Origin of the sequence: Bacillus sp. B25(2016b) (assembly GCF_001679765.1) — a bacterium.
GTDB lineage: Bacteria > Bacillota > Bacilli > Bacillales > Bacillaceae_G > Bacillus_A > Bacillus_A thuringiensis_K.
Genome location: NZ_CP016285.1, coordinates 827,106 through 843,639, shown reverse-complemented (window position 1 = coordinate 843,639; position 16,534 = coordinate 827,106). Strand labels below are relative to the sequence as shown.

The following is a 16,534-nucleotide window of genomic DNA, read 5'->3' as shown; positions in this document are numbered from 1 at the left end:
TTCATAATATATATGGGAGGATGGCAGGGTTTTTGGCGTATTATTTCAAAATTTTTTTCGACTCCTACTACGGTGTTTGTTGGTGTTTTTGTTTTGTTATGTTTTTTCTTAGTGATTTATTACTTGGTAGGGGCTTGTAAGGGGCTTAGGAGGGGCTAGTTATCGGTTTACTTCGATTAGAAAGACCCATCTCCACATTCTACTTAAACCAATTAAATGAATCCACAAATCTAATAAAAAACATATTAAATTCCAATAAAAAAGACCATATCAAAAGCATACTCCGATGTCATTTTGATACAGCCCCATCTATATTCGCTTAATAATTTTAGAAACATAAAGATATTAAAAATTTAATATACCTACAAAACATTACCGTCCTTTATATAATCATAGATCTTATTATCAATTGATTTCTCCATAATCATATTCATCGTAACAACAGGTAGTTCTTTTCCATTTTTATCTTTCATTTCAGTTTGTTCTACACTTGCTTTATCAGGTGTCGCTTTTCCTAAATAGTAAAAGTCGCTTCCCTCGTCATCATCTTTTTTCACAAAAATATGGACGTCAATATTATTTTCTTTAGCATCAATAATTGTTTGAACTTCCTTTGATTTTAATGTTCTATTACTTCTTGTATACCATTTAAGAACATCTTGATTAAGGAATTCATCACCGTAGTCCACACTGGATTCTACCTCATCATTTTTATGGTATGTGATAAATATTGGACAAGTATAGTACTTTGTCTTATAACCATACATAGTTGAGCTCTCGTCATTATGCCAATTTAAAAGTTTACACACATCTTTTCTTGAGTATTTTTTATATACAGTAAGGTTACTATCACACTCATAGTTTTTGCTCTTTTTCCTTGCACTTTTAATAATGTCCATAACCATACGCTTAAAGTATTGATTTTGTTCTAAGCTTTTTCGGATAGAATCATTAAACATATACATCTTATCGTCCTGTAAAGAGAGAATTGGCTTTTCTCCATATTTCTTTTGACTGTTTTGTGAGAAAAACTCTAATTCAAAAATTCGTTGTACTGAAGTAATCGTTTCATCATCTGTTAAGCAATTAGATTCTTCAAGTTGTTTTATATACTCATCCTTATCAACTTTTTCTTGCTTTAATAATAAGTCTAACAAAACGATTTCGTTTTTACGTTTTCCATTCAATACTTCCAATGAAAACATCGTTAAAACTTTATTTTCGTACTCTGTTAATGCAGGGACATCTTCTTTCATTTTCAATAAGAACTGATAATAGTTCGAATATCCTTCTGCAAGTACAACTGGATCAATAGAATGGTTTACTATAAAGTCATATAGATATGGAGTTCTTCCTATTCTATTTTTCAACTCAGCAAAAGCTTCCTTCAATACTTTCATTGCTGTTAAATTACTATTGTTAATCGCTTTAAAGATCTGCTTTTTCGCTATCTCTTCAAAGTTAACTGTTGAAATACCTTTAATATAACTCGTGTCATTTGTATATCTACGTATATTATCTTTATTTTGTGATCTATCTCCTGAAAGGGCAATCGGAATTAAATAGTTATTTTTATAGTTTCCAATAAAATCAATAATCGTAACAAAATCTTTCGAATCGTGTTTTCGAAGTCCACGCCCTAACTGCTGTATAAAGATAATGCTTGATTGAGTTTGTCTCAACATAACAACTTGGTTCACACTCGGAATATCAATACCTTCATTAAAAATATCTACTGTTAAAATATAATCCAGTATGCCATTTTCTAATTGATTCACCCGCAGTTCTCTTTCCTCTTGGGAATGATCGCCGGTTAATGCAAATGTGCGAAAACCTCTATTATTTAAGGCATGTGATAATTGTTCTGCCTCATCTTTTCGGCTGCAAAACATTAGTCCTGTTACTTTCTCACCAGAAAAACCATAATATTTTACTTTTTCAACTATATGATCTACTCGTTCTTCCGTAACAAGTTTAGATAAAACAGTAGTGTCATCTATCTTTTCACCATTATATTCAAAATCAGTTACTCCAAAATAATGGAAAGGACAAAGCATATCTTCTTCAAGTGCTTCTTGCAATCGAATTTCATAAGCAATGTTGTAATCAAATAGCTCATAAATATTAAAATTATCTGTACGTTCAGGTGTAGCGGTCATTCCCATTAAAAATTTCGGTTTAAAATAATCAATAACTCTATGATAAGAACCAGCACCTGCTTTATGAACTTCATCTATTAAAATATAATCAAATAACCCAGGATCAAATTGCTGTAAATTTTCTTCTTTTGAAATGGTTTGGATCGTCGCAAATAAATATTTAGCATTTATTTGTTTATTTGACCCTGATAAAATTCCAAAGTCCTCATCTATCCCACCAAGAACTTTTTGAAAATCGGATTTCGCTTTATTTAATATTTGCTCTCGGTGAACAATAAATAACATCCGTTTAGGTGCAAAATTTCTGACATCAAATGCTGAAAGATATGTCTTCCCCGTTCCTGTTGCAGAGATAACTAAGCCTTTTTCTTTTCCGGCGTCTCGAATAGCTTGTATTTCTTGTAACGCAGCTTGTTGCATTTTATTTGGGGTAATTTTCAAAGCTTCTTCAATTGAATTGTGATATTGACCAGGTAATTCTATAACTCGATCTAGTAACTTATTTTCTGCAGCTTGCTCATATATTGTTTCGTAATTTGCAATCAACTCTTCGGTTAATACTTGAGAATGCTCCCAAACTTCTTCAAATTGGTTTTTAAAATGCTGTACAATCTCTCCATCTTCATGCGATGTTAACTTAACGTTCCATTCATAGTTTACCTTCAAAGCATGTGCAGTTAGATTTGAACTACCGACAATTAATGAACAATGTGTTTTATTATCAAATATGTATCCCTTTGAATGAAAACCAGATAAATTTGTTAATCTTACTTCTACATTTTCAAGTTTCATTAACTCTCTAAACACTTTTGGTGTATTAAAGTTTAAGAATGTAGATGTTAATATACGTCCTTTAACCCCTTTTTGTTTAAGATCAAGGAAATGTGATTTTAAAGTCGCTAGCCCGCTTTCTGTAATAAAAGCTACTGAGAAAATAAAAGATGTACTATTTTCTAGCTCCTCCAATAATGAGCTTAAAACATTTTCATTTTTTTTCGTATTGTTTACTAATAATTTCGGCTTATATATTCCAGGATGATTATGTTTTTGATCAATAAACCCTTTATATAAAGACCCCTCTAATTTTTGAATAAAATTCTCCATATGATCACCATTTATGACAATTTTTTATATTAATTGTATTACTCACTGATTTAAAGTGCAAATTTATTACAAATATAAAAAACTATCCGTATAAAACGAATAGTTTTTTTCAAATTACTTTACAATCGATTCTTTTGATAATTTCTCAATAGTCGGGATATCCGCAGGTGCCCACTCTAAAGCTGCTAGTTCATTCGGATATAACCATTTAATTGCTACGTGCTCAGTTAGAACCGGACTTCCTTCAACAAGTTTACAATAGAAAGTTTTCAAATGAACAATACCAAAATCATACTCATAGGCTGTATAATCAATTTGCTCACCAATCTGCACGCTACAATGCATTTCTTCATCAATTTCACGCTTTAACGCCTCTTGAGGTGTTTCTCCCTCTTCTATTTTCCCACCTGGAAATTCCCACATAAGAGGTAGCGATTTAGATGGTCCTCTTTGTGCACATAAAATTTTCTCATCTTGAACAATTACTGCTCCAACAACATAAATATTTTTCTTCATTATGTCCTCCTTAAATCTCACAGAAACTCTATACTTTATGTTTCCACACTTTATAGACTGAAAAATGCCTTTTATATCTTTTAACGACTAATATATTTTTAATCAGTAAGCTAGATTTTATCTATCCCTATCTAGCCCTTTTAATACAATTAGCCTAACACTCTCATCTCTTTTATATTATATAGAAGTAACTACAAAAATAAAGCCTGATTGAATACTTCCCTCTTAAGCCTCTTTTTTCACCATTTCCTCATACCTAAAATGACACTCCTCCAAAAACCCCCTACTCTCCCCACTATCCTTATAAAAACTCTCCCAACCCCGCTCCCTCAAAATCCCCTTCCAACTCTCACTCTCCACCATCTTCTTAATCACACCATCCCAATAAGCAACCTCTTCCTCCGTCATATCTTTCGGGCCCATAATTCCTTTCCAGTGCTGGAATATGACGTTGATTCCTTGTTCTTTCCATGTTGAGATTTCTGGTAGGCGGTCTAGTCGTTTTGGTGCGGATACGGCTAGTATTTTTATTTTGCCGGCTTTGTATTGTTTTTCGGCTTCGGATAGGGTCATGGTTGCGGCGCTGATTTGTTTGTTCGTTAGGGCGTTTATGATTTTTTCTTTGTTTTCGTAGACGAAGAATTGTAGTTCGGCAGGGTTTATGCCGAATGCTTTGCTTACTTGTACGAATGATAGGTGATCGTCGTTTCCTAGGCCTGGTGCAACGCCGATTTTGAAGTTTTTCTTGTTTTGTTTTAGTTGTTCCATTAGTTGTTTTGCGTTTTCTATGTTTGATTCTTTCGAGACGACAACGACTTCCCAGTCCGATGCAAGTGTTGCGAGCGGCGTGAAGTCTTTATATGTTAGTTTACTGTGGCCTAGTAGGTTGTTCGTTATAAGTAAGCTTGAGTTAATCGCGAGTACGTGACCGCCTTTTTGTTTCGTATATTTCCATCCGACATCACCGCTGCCACCTACTTTGTTTGTGACAGTGATTGGTTTTGTGAAGATTTTTTCTTCTGTCAGCGTTTTTTGCATTGCTCGTGCCGTTAAGTCCCATCCTGCTCCTTGAACATTTGGCGCAACGATTTCTACTTTGTCTATGTTTACTGTATTCTTTTGAGTTTTTTCCGAAGAACAACCAGCTATTACTCCTGTCATGATCCATATACATAGTAATAATCGCTTTTTCATAGTCCTCGTCCTATTCGGTACTTTCGTTCTGGTCGTCCGATAATGCCGTATGTGTACTCTACTGTGCATTCGTTTGTCGCTACTAAGTATTCCAAGTATCTTCTTGCGGTTGTTCTGGAGGCCCCCATTTGTTCTCCCATTTCTTCTATTGTAATGCCCTCTTCAAATCCTTTTATAATCCCTTTCACTTTTTGCAGTGTTAACGGATCCACACCTGTCGGTAAGTTTTTTATGTCTTGTGTTTGCGAAATACCGAAGAAGTTATCGATGAGTGCTTGATTTACTTCATTGTTACTATGTAATAATTGCTTCTTTCTTTTATAGTCTTCAATGGTGCGAACGAATTTTTCTAACGTGACCGGTTTTATAAGGTAATTGCTTACGCCATTTCGAATTGCTTTTTCTAGCATATAGTTTTCATTCGCCGCTGTTACCATAATGACGTCAACATTTGGAAAGTCAGCATGAATTTGTGGTAATAAGTCAGTTCCAATTCCATCTGGTAAGTAATTATCTAATAGAAGTAAATCGATTTCTTCCTTTTGTAGTAGTTCCATCGTTTCTTTCGCGTTCAATGCTTTTCCGATTACTTTTACATCCTTTATTTTTAATAAAAATTCCTCTTGAATTTGCGCGACGCGGAAATCATCTTCTGCAATTGCAACCTTCAACATATGCCCATCCCCCTGTTTGTCATGTACTTTCTCTCAATGTTTTCGGAAGGTAAATTGTAAAAATCGCTCCCCCATTTTTCTCGTTTTGAATCTCAATTGTTCCCTCTAGTACATCTACCATTTCTTTTACGTTCGCTAGCCCGTAACCACGATCATTTCCTTTCGTTGAAAATCCCTTTTGAAAAATGGTCGTAATTTTTTCTTCTGGTATCCCTATCCCGCTATCTATCACTTCAAACACAATGTCATGTCCAATATCCGTAACAAAGAAGGAAACATTCTTCTCCTCTTGCCCACTCACCGCATCAAACGCATTGTCGATTATGTTTCCAAGAATCGTAATAAGGTGCGCAACTTTTATATGGTCTGATAACGGATGAAGCGTACTCTCTCCTTCAATATGAAAATCGATTTTCTTCTCAGATGCCGTTCCGATTTTTCCTAATAAAACAGCTTGTACTTTCGCATCATGAATTTGATGGAATAAAATATGGTTTTGGCTTTGATGAATATTAGATTCTTGCTGGATAAATTCAATCGCTTCTCTGTAGTGCCCTAACTGAAGTAATCCTGATAAGACGAAAAGTTTATTTGTAAATTCATGCGTTTGAGCACGTAAGTCCTCTGAATACTTTCTTACCTCAGATATTGTATTCACTAAATTTTGCAGCTCCGTTTTATCTCTAAAGCTACATACAACGCCTACCGTACTATTATTTTCGAGTATCGGCGTCATGTTTAAAATAAACACTTTATCTTGAAACGCGATTTCTTGATCGTTTTCTAGCACTCTTTCCATATTAAATTCTGGTAAAACTTTTGAAATGTGCTGCTGCATATAATCATCATTTACATGTAGCATCTCTTCTGCCGACGTATTCATCATCGTAATAAAACCATTTTGATCAATGGCGATAATTCCTTCTTTTATAGATAGTAGTATCGCACTTCGTTCCCGGTATAACGCTGCGATTTCATTCGGCTCTAAACCCAGTGTATCTTTCCGAATGCTACGTGCCAAAAGAATGCCGCCAACAATTCCAGCTAGTAATACAGCTAAGGAAAAGAGTATAATTTCTTTCGTTCTGCTCAGTATGTTAGATTCGATACCTTTTATTAAAAATTCTACTGTCACAACACCTACGACTTGATCGTAGTCTCCGTTATGAACAATTATGGGCGCTTTCGCCATTAAAGCAGGACCACTTTCACCATTTCCTTCGAGCGTATAATAACCACCAAAAGTAAGTGCCTCATAGTTATACGGGTTGTTACTCTTTGTTCCAATCAACTCAGAATTAGAATGGGAATACATAACCCCATAGCGATTTTCTATAATGACAGTATCCGCACCAGCTTGCTCACGAACTTGTTCCGCAATGGATTGAATCTTACTTTTATGCTCGTTATTTTGAAAAGCTTCTTTTATAGCTGGCATAAAAGAAAGCGACTTCGCTGTTTGCAGTGCTAGCTGCTCCACTTGGCGCTTCGTATCAACGGACTGAATGTAAACAAATATTCCCGCTAATAGGAGAACGACAAATAAAATTAACGCGATAATTAAGCTTACTATTTTCGTTTGTAATGACACTTTGCGTGATTTCTTCATACTTCATATCCTTTGATAAAATATTCAAAACTATCAATCTCCTTTTTCTATTATTATGACAAAACGAATAATGAAGCAACTATTAAAACTCTCCATGTACATAAAGTACAAAAAGAATAAAATTGTCATAATATTGAGATTTCATTCTATAGACAGTACAATTCAACTACAATGAACACGCTTTCATATTTAACTTTTATTTCTAAGCAAGAGGAGGAATTATTATGGCTCAAGCAAAATCTAATCGAGTCGCCGGCAATATTTTCAAAGGTTCTGTCGGTAATTTAATTGAATGGTATGACTGGTACGTTTACTCTGCTTTCGCTGTTTACTTCTCAGCAGAGTTCTTTCCTAAAGGAGATCCAACGAGTCAGTTACTGAACACTGCGGCTATTTTCGCAGTTGGATTTTTAATGCGCCCTATCGGAAGTTTATTAATGGGACGTTATGCGGATCGGCACGGACGCCGGGCAGCATTAACGCTTTCGATTACAGTTATGGCCGGTGGTTCTTTAATTATCGCCTGTACACCTAGTTACGAAAGTATCGGCATTATGGCGCCAATTATTTTAGTTCTTGCCCGTTTACTACAAGGGTTATCACTCGGGGGAGAGTACGGAACTTCCGCAACATATTTATCTGAAATGGCTAGTAGTGGACGCCGTGGTTTTTATTCAAGTTTCCAATATGTAACGCTCGTTGCTGGACAGATGGTTGCGTTAGGCGTTCAAATTGTTCTTCAGCAATTACTAAGCGAACCAGATATGAAAGCTTGGGGATGGCGTATTCCATTCATTATTGGAGCGATGGGCGCAGTAGCTGTATTATGGCTTCGCCGCACGATGGATGAGTCGGAGCAGTTTTCAAACATAAAATCACAAAAACGCGAAAGCGCAGGAACCGTTCGCGCGCTTATGAAACACCCGAAAGCAGTATTAACAGTAGTCGGCCTAACATTAGGAGGCACTGTTGCATTTTATACGTACACAACATATTTACAAAAGTTCATGGTAAACACAGTCGGCCTTCCAAAAGAAGTTGTAAGCTGGATTAACTTTGTCGCACTACTTATTTTCGTCGTACTTCAACCGATTGCAGGGCTACTATCCGATAAAATCGGACGACGCCCACTATTAATGGCTTTCGGTATTCTCGGAACATTACTAACAGCGCCGATCTTCTTCTTCCTAGAAAAAACGACAGAACCAATCGTAGCATTTTTACTCATGATGGTCGGTCTCATTATCGTTACTGGTTACACTTCCATTAACGCAATTGTAAAAGCAGAACTCTTCCCAACTGAAATTCGCGCACTTGGCGTAGGTTTACCATATGCACTAACAGTTGCGATATTCGGCGGAACAGCTGAGTTCATCGCATTATGGCTGAAGAGTATCGGAATGGAATCACTATTCTACTTCTACGTAGCCGGATGTATCGCGATAAGCTTTATTACGTATTGGCGTATGGATGAGTCATCGAAGACTTCGCAGATTGAGGCGGAGCTTGGTGGTGGGGATAGTTTAGTTAATAATAAATCTAGTTAAAATTATGTATTCTATAATCTTCGTTTATCTGAACTCGATTTACTTTATCTAAGAAGGCATAATTCATTAAGATATAATTTAAAAACCTCTACTTATATGTAGAGGTTTTTGTATGACGAAAAAACACGTATTATCGACAATTGCAAAAAGCCGGAGATTTTGCCAATGTAGAATCCATTGGTACTCACACCATGCGAAAAACCTTCGGCTATTGGTTCTATAAACAAATAAAAGATGTTGCTATGTTACAAGAAATTCTTAACCATAGCACACCACACATCCCTCTGAAATATATTGGAATTAATAAAGAAGAAAAAGATAATATTCTTGATACATTTCAAATTTAATTCACTTAAAATTACTATTTCAATCATCATAAAAAAGACCTTTTATTTTAAAATAAAAGGTCTTTTTTATAAACATATATGTATTAAGATTTATATTTTTTTACTGTACAAGGAATAGTTACAATGTACAAATCAATAGCATAGATTGTAACCCAGATACCTTTACCTTCAGCTTCTAACTTTTTATCTAGTTGAGACAAATGCTCTGAAACTTTTCTTTTTCCCCATCTTCTAGGAAACCATTGAAAAACCTTAGGAACATTATATTTTTTATTATACCAAGTATTCAATCTCCAAAAAATGAAAAAAAAACAAAACAATAATTATGATACGAAAAATATCAGAATATGAAATTCCTAAAACCATATTATATTTTCTCCATTTTCACTAAAACTCAGATAATTTACTTCTTAATTCTAATTCATCCTCTGTTTCGAAACCCTTAAATAATAAATGAATTATTTGATTATGATTAAAAAACACATTATATTCTTTTGATAAATTACCATGAGGATATGGACAAGAAACATAATCGCATAATTTATTATCCGCTTGTTGTTGCTTTCTTCCATAAATCATAAGAGGTTGATTAATTTCTTCTATAAGAGCTACAGAACCAATTGGTAATAATTAGCCTCCAATTGGAAAATAAGAGACGAACAAAGACAATCTACTCAGCTCTCCTAAGGTTTTAATAGTTTAATATTTGATTTTCAAGTTGCCTTCACAAATTCCTGTTAACACTGATAATAAGAAAAACAGGCCGTAAAACGGGCGATTAATTTGATCATATAGGTCATACGCTTCGCCAAGTAGAACATCCGAATCATGTGGTTGTTCACCCTGTAACAATTACTAACAGCGCGTAGAAAACATTTGGATAAATAAGAGGCAAATAAATGATTAAAAAGTTGTAACCCCTACTATAAGAAATACTATTATTACTAAAGGAAGAATGATAATCATAAAGGACACTATTATTGTTAATAATGCTTTCCATGCTGAAAATTGTTGTGCTTCTCCTAAACATTTTAAGGAAATAATGATTGTCCAAATTGCAATAACTATATCAATTATGGCAAAAATAATAAACAAAATCGTTAAAGTTATGCTACTATCCATTTCCGGTGTCTCACTCGTAAAGTTTTCTATCCCAAACAAGAAAAATGAAGGCACCCAAACTAATATAAGAGAATAAACGTAAGGGATATAAGAATAGGCAACTGAGTAACGTGTTTTTTCAAAGGTACCTTGTCCACCAAGTTTTTTTGCCACCCAATTAAATAACGCTGGTAGCAAAAAATAATAAATTAAGAAAGCAACGAAGGTACCGAATATAACTATTGAGATTATTGAAAATGGACTACTTATTGAATCCGCCACATTTTTAGAAGATGCTCGATCTAAAGTCTGTACGAATGAGCCTAATAAAATGAGTAAAAACACATTCTTAGGTTTGGATATAAAAATTTCTTTCATTGTATCACGTGATTTTGTCCAAATGGAGAACCAAGGATTAAGTGCACGTTTAAATTGATTTTCTGGAGTTTCCATAAAAAAACATTCCCCTTTCTTAAAACATATCAAATATAAATCCCTAATTATCCCAGTTATGTATATAGAAATATTAAAGCATAAATAGACGGTTATTTAAATATAAATATTCAATCATTTAATTCCATCTGAAACTTAGGAGGAGTGCTTCTTAGCAATTACCTCTATATTGTCTTGTATTTTTAACTATGGGCTGAGTAGTTACTTTCATTTTGAGTACCTCACATTCTTTAATACATTGGATAAACAGTTATAATCTTATCATTAATAAGAACAAACCTAATTTCCATTCCTTCAGATGTTTTACTAGAATATAATCTTCCTCTTATACATCTTTTATTGCTATAAGTCTCGTGAATGGCTTCCATAAGAAGAATGCGATTATACACTTGAAATCCAACAAATTCTCCTTAAAAGCCTATACGTATTTTCCCTCCAACTTCTATGTGCTTCCGTAAATAATAATACTTATGGAGTTCTATAATCATATAAAACAAAGCAAACGAAAACACTGTGCATGCACACATAAATACAATTGCCCCCATCTGTTGTGTTGCAATGCTAAGAATTATATTAGCAATTAACTGCCCCGATCCCGCTGCAATAGCTGCTACTTTTACACCACCAGTTCCTTTCGATGATTTTGATTTTTTTCTTGGTTCCTGAAGCTTTTCAATATGATTTTTATAAAAATGATACAAAGCGAAACTATACAAACCAAATGAAAGAATAAAATAGATGGGAGTTTGTAATTGTAACACTTCATAAGCATATTTTTGAGTTATAACTAATAATCCGACTGAACATATGGCGCCATATACTCCTCGAAATAGAGTGTATTGTAACTGTCGTTTCCGAGGATTGATAGCAATCCATATCGCCCACAAATTTAAAAAAATAACTGGAGGAGTTACTATATATACATAGAGTAATCGAAAAGGATTCGCAAAAGCAGGCAAAAGAACAAACACATCTGCCCCCAAAAGGACAAGACCAATTACGTGGACTCTTATTTCATTTACAGGATAAAGAGCCATATAATGTGCAAAAGCTTTCTTATTAAAATCTAGACTTTTTTTCATGTTAATTAAACCACCCCGCTACTGTTCCAATCAGTAAAAGTTTCATAACTATTCATTCTCTCCCCCTAAATTTATCCATAATATTATGAGCAACTATATTCCATAGTAAAGAAAGTACGGTAACAAAAAGTACAGCTAAAGAAAAATAAATCCTATCCTTCCATGTATCATGTACAATCATGCCCAGTATAATCATTATTAACGCACCAACACATATAACTATTTTTGAAAATTTTTGCATTCTATTATCTCGCTTCCTTCTCAAACTTAAATGAAACTCCTGCGGAATCTATAACCATACCCACCTATTACAATCTCACCTTTGGAACTTATATCATAATCACCTAATACAGGTATATAATTAGGTATCTTAATTTTAGTAATTTCCGCTTCATATGTTTGCAACACTATCAACGTTTCAAATGTCCTTTATACATTCCTTATTTAACCCCAAAACATTAAAATGTGAATATTATAAAAATTAACTATCTACTTCCCATCAAAATTACGGTAATCCTATTAAGCCTGGGATTACTCCTTCTACCTTCGCCCATTCAAACGAGCACTCAACTAACATTTGATTCTTACACTTAATTCTTAATAAACCTTCTTCTATCGTATTTATTTCAAAATAATCAATTATATTTTCTGTCCCTAAACCTTTTATTGTTAAATTATGAATAGTAAAGAAAGATATCTCTACATAAATTACATCCCACTTATCCCATCTTTTTGGCTTGTTTTCAACATTTTCCTTTGTCATCAATTGAATAACTAAAGTAGGGCCATCTCTTTTAAGACGCACATCTAATAACTCTGATTCTTCAAACTTTGGTATTTTCCCAAAAATACTAATTAACGCTTGTGGATTTAAAAATTTAAATTGATCAATCATTTTTATACTTCCTATTTTTTATTTCTCTTCTCAAAATAATAATGATCCTCCATACGATCTACCTGTCCTGTTCGTGTATTGTATTCAGGTCTTACATTATGATGCGGTGACTGATCTCCAATTCCACCTTCTCCAAACTTATGACCCTCTGAATGATCTTGAATTATAATTTTTTGACCTTTTACTTCATATGTTAATTCTCGAGTTATAATAGGCTGTTTATTATCATTTAATATCCTTTTACCATTACTATCTGTTAATGGTACCATTTTTTGACTAATCGGGTGTTGAAATCTAGGTATATTTAATTGTCTTTTAATTTCTTTTAAACTAGCTCCCCTAGATTCATGAGAATTTTCCCCCTCAATCTTCTTAACTTGGGGATAATATTAAAAAGACTTATGCGTAATTCACATAAGTCTTACTTTTGTTACTCATAATTAATTATTCGTCCTCGTCTTCAAAATCATATAAGCTATCAAGTAATTCTGCAAAAGATGAACAAACAGGATAGATTGATTCTTCCATTTCTTCTTCCTCATGGTCCCAAAATACGACTGTTGGTGACTGAGGATTATTTCGGTAATCAAAGCATAGAAGGTTACCAAACGGGTCTCTAGCAAAAGGATATACTTTATCTACCAATCTATCTTTTATACTATTATATGTTTGCAGCATAGAAATTTTTCTCTCAGAGTCTAAGGTTAAAAGGTTATTAAGTGAATCTTCATCCTGATTAGGAATATTGAATGTATCTGGAGTAGGATAGCCACCATCATATTTCTTTACACACTCAATAAAATCATTAGGAAATTTAATACCAAAGTACTCTTCTAATTGTTCAATTTGTTCATCTGTAACTTTTTTCTCACTTACATTAATCCATGTAATGTTGTTCATAATTATAAACCGCCCTATCTTTTCCTCAAATTTTATATCCACCTGTATGACCAGTATCGTGATGTATCTGATAATCTACAAGTTGTATTCGACCAGGTTCCTGATTATGAAAGATTTAAAATTAATTCTGCTAAACTATCACAGATTACTTCGAAGCTTCCGCCTTCATAAGCTTCTAATTTTACTTGTCCATTTTCATTATCTACAACTACCAAGAGACCATTAAATTCCATACCAATAGGAATATTATTCAGTTGATTATCATGTGCGCCTTGGTACCCTTGTAAAGATACATAAAAATCATGCAGTTCAATTCCTGGTATAACAGAATTAAATTCAAAATCATAACCTAAATAATTACCTCCTAAGTCTAAAAACCAATAAGAATTATAATATTCTTTAATTGAATTATATAATTGTATCCCCAAATCTTTTTCTATATTAGAAAAATCATGAATTATATTTTTTTCTAACGGTTTCCAGAATACGTATCCCTCTATATCTGGTTCTCCTTCATAGATAAAAGCCTCTGCTTCTTCTATCCATAAAGATTTTGGCAATGAATTATTACAATCTTGCCACTCTCTAATTATTTTATCAAAACAATTTTTCATTTCATTTTTCATTTTTTTATTTACCGCCTAATGTATGATGTTCAATAAATTTCTGAAGCATTTCTACATATCCTGCATCTTTTCCCCCATGCTTCAATCGCTTTTTCTGCGTTATGAATCCCTCCAAAACCAGGATGTAGTGGAAGCGGAACACAAACAGCTTGACCACCACCAATATGGTGATGGGCTAATTTAGTTCCACGTAATCCAGTAAAATCATATTGTAGAAATTCCCCTCTAAATCATTAAGGATTTAGAGGGGAATTTCCCTATCACATAAGTAATATCATTTCTTATTAAATTTACTGTGTATCAGTTCAAAGAATTTATTTGCACCAAGTGAAATTGCGCCAATAATAAGAACACCAATAATAAAATAAATCTTTTTAAATAAGTTGTAAGGAGATAAAATAGCAACTACAAGAAGTATTATAATTGCAACGAATGTGACTAATTTTCCAACTTTAAATGCTTGCATATCAGCATTCCTCCTTCTGGATAAAAACAGCCAATATATTCATACATCACAAGTTCTTTAATCCCAAGTTTTTGTTTTCTTCCATAGTTATTTATGTGAATTCAGCTCGTTTTTTTGTTTTGGGTGAAAAAATTTTTAACTTGATAGAAATGTGGTGCTGCACCTATTAGGCAAATTCGACAAAGAAAAGACACCTAAAGGTGCCTTCCTCCCACTTGAACCATCTTAATTTTATTGTTTTGTTATTATATAAGAAAAGAAGACATCGCTTAAGATGTCTTCTTTTCTTGTACACTTGGTGTTAAGAAGGTATTTATTGCTTAAAAACCATAAAAAAATATAACAATCATCGAGTAAACCTATTATAGCATCAATAAATAGAGTTTTTATATGCATTTTTACATATATATAGATTTATTTGTGTTTTATCTATATAGTTAAATTGTCTGTTTCTTGTTTTAATTCGTTTGTTTATTTTGAGTGCTCCAGCAATGGAGCCTTTTTTTTATGCAATAAAACATTTTCTTAGCATTACTTAGTTGATCTATATTAACTTTACCCCTTAAATTATATCTATATTTTACCAAATAATTATATAGATAACCAGTTTTTTCTAAAAATCTAGTGAATTGATAATTTTAATGTTAGTTGTTAATACTCATAGAAAAATTCATTATGCAATGAAAATTGAGAAATCAAGAATTATAAAAAACTTATAGTATCTTTTGTAAAAGCATATTTATAATTTGTATATTAATATGTTATAATTTAATTTCTAAAACTACCAAAAAAGGACTGCCAGTAATGGTGGTCTTTTTTATATTGGTGAGATTGTACTAGTATAATAAAATAGGATTAACTGTTTATTGTGAATTTGATTGGTTATCCCTTCTTTCCATTTGGAAGGAAAGGGGTAATATACCTATGGAGTTTTTGTTTGAGCTTCTAAAAGAATTTGTGAAAGCCATTGTACGTGAAGTGTCTGCGTATGTTTTTAGGAAACAAATTTTAGAAAAAGATAACAAAAAACCCACCCTTTTGCTTCCTCGTCGCCGTCGGAAGCAAAAGGATGAGTTTCGTAAAAAATAAATGATCACGTTATATCCCTAATTGATTGTAAATTGATTTGAATACGTGAATTCACCACGATATTTAATTGCAGCGACATAAGTACCGCTTGTATAGCTATCTGTGATAGGGGTTTGCCAAATTTCTGTTCCAGGAATAAATTCTGGTTCTATTGTTTGGAATCGTTCTAGGGTACCATTTGTGTGGATTTTAAAAATTTTCATTTGCGCACCAAAATGTTCTCTACCAAAGTGCTGTGTTAAGTAAAATGTATCACCAGTTATTAAATTCCTAATCTTCCAATCTGGTTGATATGTACTTTCCTCTGAATTTTGTAAATCCACAATGGTTTTAAATCCCCAATCATCATTAAGTGGATCTGAGTAAGCTGCAGCTGCTTGTGAGGTAGGTTTACTCATTTCTATTGCAGTAAAACCGCTAAAAGTTAATGCCCCAATTAATGCTAATTTTCCTAACTTCATTATTGTTTCCCCCCTATTAATTTTTGTAATTTTTAAAACCAGAAATCATACACACATAATAATATAATCTACTGTATTATATTTCAAATATTTTCTAATAAACTCCATAAATAAAAAGGCACCCCAAAGGTTCCTTCCTCCGATTTGAATCACTTTAATTCTAAGAATATGTATTGGACTCCCATTCAAGTATTATTTTTCCTAATGAATAATTGGGATATTTTGGGTTTTTCACTATTTTTATGTTAAGATATTTTGGTTGATATTCATCTTATTTTAGGAGGTTGGAAGATCTGTTACATGCTTTTCAT

General features: G+C 33.1%; 17 protein-coding genes and 4 pseudogenes. 3 read left to right on the top strand and 18 right to left on the bottom strand.

Annotated features, from left to right (window positions below):
* Positions 1–362: 362 nt before the first annotated feature.
* The 5 genes from BAQ53_RS04375 to BAQ53_RS04355 all read right to left on the bottom strand — a co-directional run bounded on the left by BAQ53_RS04375 (position 363) and on the right by BAQ53_RS04355 (position 7,256).
* On the bottom strand, positions 363–3,263 hold the full coding sequence (locus BAQ53_RS04375; RefSeq protein WP_000427029.1) for a DEAD/DEAH box helicase: 2,901 nt from the start codon (positions 3,261–3,263) through the stop codon (positions 363–365).
* A gap of 114 nt (positions 3,264–3,377) precedes the next feature.
* Positions 3,378–3,779: a (deoxy)nucleoside triphosphate pyrophosphohydrolase gene (locus tag BAQ53_RS04370; protein WP_000739608.1), complete on the bottom strand. Its 402-nt coding sequence runs from the start codon at positions 3,777–3,779 to the stop codon at positions 3,378–3,380.
* A gap of 225 nt (positions 3,780–4,004) precedes the next feature.
* Complete coding sequence (locus BAQ53_RS04365; protein WP_208906520.1) at positions 4,005–4,973, bottom strand: tripartite tricarboxylate transporter substrate binding protein; 969 nt, start codon at positions 4,971–4,973, stop codon at positions 4,005–4,007.
* Entirely contained in the window at positions 4,970–5,647 is a 678-nt protein-coding gene (locus tag BAQ53_RS04360; RefSeq protein WP_098286042.1) for a response regulator, read from the bottom strand. Before BAQ53_RS04360 ends, BAQ53_RS04365 begins: the two co-directional genes overlap by 4 nt.
* Positions 5,648–5,666: 19 nt before the next feature.
* Positions 5,667–7,256, bottom strand: coding sequence for an ATP-binding protein (locus BAQ53_RS04355; protein WP_208906519.1), 1,590 nt, complete (start codon positions 7,254–7,256; stop codon positions 5,667–5,669).
* 224 nt (positions 7,257–7,480) lie between these two features.
* Here BAQ53_RS04355 and BAQ53_RS04350 point away from each other — a divergent pair, with 224 nt between their 5' ends.
* A complete protein-coding gene (locus BAQ53_RS04350; RefSeq protein WP_208906518.1) occupies positions 7,481–8,803 on the top strand; it encodes an MFS transporter in 1,323 nt (440 codons plus the stop codon).
* A gap of 131 nt (positions 8,804–8,934) precedes the next feature.
* Positions 8,935–9,150: pseudogene (locus BAQ53_RS04345) on the top strand (site-specific integrase); the annotation flags it as partial.
* Positions 9,151–9,233: 83 nt separating this feature from the next.
* Here the strand turns inward: BAQ53_RS04345 and BAQ53_RS04340 are convergent.
* From BAQ53_RS04340 to BAQ53_RS26415, 12 genes and pseudogenes are all read right to left on the bottom strand, one after another.
* Positions 9,234–9,440, bottom strand: coding sequence for a hypothetical protein (locus BAQ53_RS04340; RefSeq protein ID WP_001999199.1), 207 nt, complete (start codon positions 9,438–9,440; stop codon positions 9,234–9,236).
* Between the two features lie 97 nt (positions 9,441–9,537).
* Positions 9,538–9,729, bottom strand: coding sequence for a DUF4176 domain-containing protein (locus BAQ53_RS04335; RefSeq protein ID WP_000639126.1), 192 nt, complete (start codon positions 9,727–9,729; stop codon positions 9,538–9,540).
* Positions 9,730–10,053: 324 nt separating this feature from the next.
* Positions 10,054–10,704 carry a Yip1 family protein gene (locus BAQ53_RS04330; protein WP_208906517.1) on the bottom strand — a complete coding sequence of 217 codons (651 nt, stop codon included), beginning with the start codon at positions 10,702–10,704 and terminating at the stop codon, positions 10,054–10,056.
* 410 nt (positions 10,705–11,114) lie between these two features.
* Positions 11,115–11,786 (bottom strand): hypothetical protein, encoded by a 672-nt coding sequence (locus tag BAQ53_RS04325; protein WP_208906516.1) that lies wholly within the window; start codon positions 11,784–11,786, stop codon positions 11,115–11,117.
* A 505-nt stretch (positions 11,787–12,291) separates the two neighbouring features.
* Positions 12,292–12,681 carry an immunity 50 family protein gene (locus tag BAQ53_RS04320; RefSeq protein WP_016078029.1) on the bottom strand — a complete coding sequence of 130 codons (390 nt, stop codon included), beginning with the start codon at positions 12,679–12,681 and terminating at the stop codon, positions 12,292–12,294.
* A gap of 11 nt (positions 12,682–12,692) precedes the next feature.
* A complete protein-coding gene (locus tag BAQ53_RS04315; RefSeq protein WP_061883827.1) occupies positions 12,693–12,950 on the bottom strand; it encodes an HNH/endonuclease VII fold putative polymorphic toxin in 258 nt (85 codons plus the stop codon).
* A gap of 175 nt (positions 12,951–13,125) precedes the next feature.
* Positions 13,126–13,581 carry an SMI1/KNR4 family protein gene (locus tag BAQ53_RS04310; protein ID WP_208906515.1) on the bottom strand — a complete coding sequence of 152 codons (456 nt, stop codon included), beginning with the start codon at positions 13,579–13,581 and terminating at the stop codon, positions 13,126–13,128.
* 25 nt (positions 13,582–13,606) lie between these two features.
* Positions 13,607–13,690: pseudogene (locus tag BAQ53_RS04305) on the bottom strand (HNH endonuclease); the annotation flags it as partial.
* Positions 13,686–14,207 (bottom strand): SecY-interacting protein Syd, encoded by a 522-nt coding sequence (locus BAQ53_RS04300; RefSeq protein ID WP_208906514.1) that lies wholly within the window; start codon positions 14,205–14,207, stop codon positions 13,686–13,688. The gene BAQ53_RS04300 and the pseudogene BAQ53_RS04305, both read right to left, overlap by 5 nt.
* Positions 14,208–14,236: 29 nt before the next feature.
* Positions 14,237–14,374, bottom strand: a pseudogene (locus tag BAQ53_RS26145) (hypothetical protein); the annotation flags it as partial.
* Positions 14,375–14,481: 107 nt separating this feature from the next.
* A complete protein-coding gene (locus tag BAQ53_RS04290) occupies positions 14,482–14,673 on the bottom strand; it encodes a hypothetical protein (RefSeq protein ID WP_001147552.1) in 192 nt (63 codons plus the stop codon).
* Positions 14,674–14,684: 11 nt separating this feature from the next.
* Positions 14,685–14,759 (bottom strand): annotated as a pseudogene (locus BAQ53_RS26415) (DUF4176 domain-containing protein); the annotation flags it as partial.
* A gap of 838 nt (positions 14,760–15,597) precedes the next feature.
* Here BAQ53_RS26415 and BAQ53_RS04285 point away from each other — a divergent pair.
* Positions 15,598–15,762 carry a hypothetical protein gene (locus BAQ53_RS04285; RefSeq protein WP_208906513.1) on the top strand — a complete coding sequence of 55 codons (165 nt, stop codon included), beginning with the start codon at positions 15,598–15,600 and terminating at the stop codon, positions 15,760–15,762.
* A gap of 17 nt (positions 15,763–15,779) precedes the next feature.
* Here BAQ53_RS04285 and BAQ53_RS04280 read toward each other — a convergent pair whose 3' ends face one another.
* A complete protein-coding gene (locus BAQ53_RS04280) occupies positions 15,780–16,223 on the bottom strand; it encodes a DUF5065 family protein (RefSeq protein ID WP_086411029.1) in 444 nt (147 codons plus the stop codon).
* Positions 16,224–16,534: the final 311 nt, after the last annotated feature.

Coding starts and splice junctions, on each gene's coding strand:
- BAQ53_RS04375 (WP_000427029.1), bottom strand. CDS start 3,263: ATGGAGAATTTTATTCAAAAATTAGAGGGGTCTTTATATAAAGGGTTT.
- BAQ53_RS04370 (WP_000739608.1), bottom strand. CDS start 3,779: ATGAAGAAAAATATTTATGTTGTTGGAGCAGTAATTGTTCAAGATGAG.
- BAQ53_RS04365 (WP_208906520.1), bottom strand. CDS start 4,973: ATGAAAAAGCGATTATTACTATGTATATGGATCATGACAGGAGTAATA.
- BAQ53_RS04360 (WP_098286042.1), bottom strand. CDS start 5,647: ATGTTGAAGGTTGCAATTGCAGAAGATGATTTCCGCGTCGCGCAAATT.
- BAQ53_RS04355 (WP_208906519.1), bottom strand. CDS start 7,256: ATGAAGAAATCACGCAAAGTGTCATTACAAACGAAAATAGTAAGCTTA.
- BAQ53_RS04350 (WP_208906518.1), top strand. CDS start 7,481: ATGGCTCAAGCAAAATCTAATCGAGTCGCCGGCAATATTTTCAAAGGT.
- BAQ53_RS04335 (WP_000639126.1), bottom strand. CDS start 9,729: ATGATTTATGGAAGAAAGCAACAACAAGCGGATAATAAATTATGCGAT.
- BAQ53_RS04330 (WP_208906517.1), bottom strand. CDS start 10,704: ATGGAAACTCCAGAAAATCAATTTAAACGTGCACTTAATCCTTGGTTC.
- BAQ53_RS04325 (WP_208906516.1), bottom strand. CDS start 11,786: ATGAAAAAAAGTCTAGATTTTAATAAGAAAGCTTTTGCACATTATATG.
- BAQ53_RS04320 (WP_016078029.1), bottom strand. CDS start 12,681: ATGATTGATCAATTTAAATTTTTAAATCCACAAGCGTTAATTAGTATT.
- BAQ53_RS04315 (WP_061883827.1), bottom strand. CDS start 12,950: ATGGTACCATTAACAGATAGTAATGGTAAAAGGATATTAAATGATAAT.
- BAQ53_RS04310 (WP_208906515.1), bottom strand. CDS start 13,581: ATGAACAACATTACATGGATTAATGTAAGTGAGAAAAAAGTTACAGAT.
- BAQ53_RS04300 (WP_208906514.1), bottom strand. CDS start 14,207: ATGAAAAATGAAATGAAAAATTGTTTTGATAAAATAATTAGAGAGTGG.
- BAQ53_RS04290 (WP_001147552.1), bottom strand. CDS start 14,673: ATGCAAGCATTTAAAGTTGGAAAATTAGTCACATTCGTTGCAATTATA.
- BAQ53_RS04285 (WP_208906513.1), top strand. CDS start 15,598: ATGGAGTTTTTGTTTGAGCTTCTAAAAGAATTTGTGAAAGCCATTGTA.
- BAQ53_RS04280 (WP_086411029.1), bottom strand. CDS start 16,223: ATGAAGTTAGGAAAATTAGCATTAATTGGGGCATTAACTTTTAGCGGT.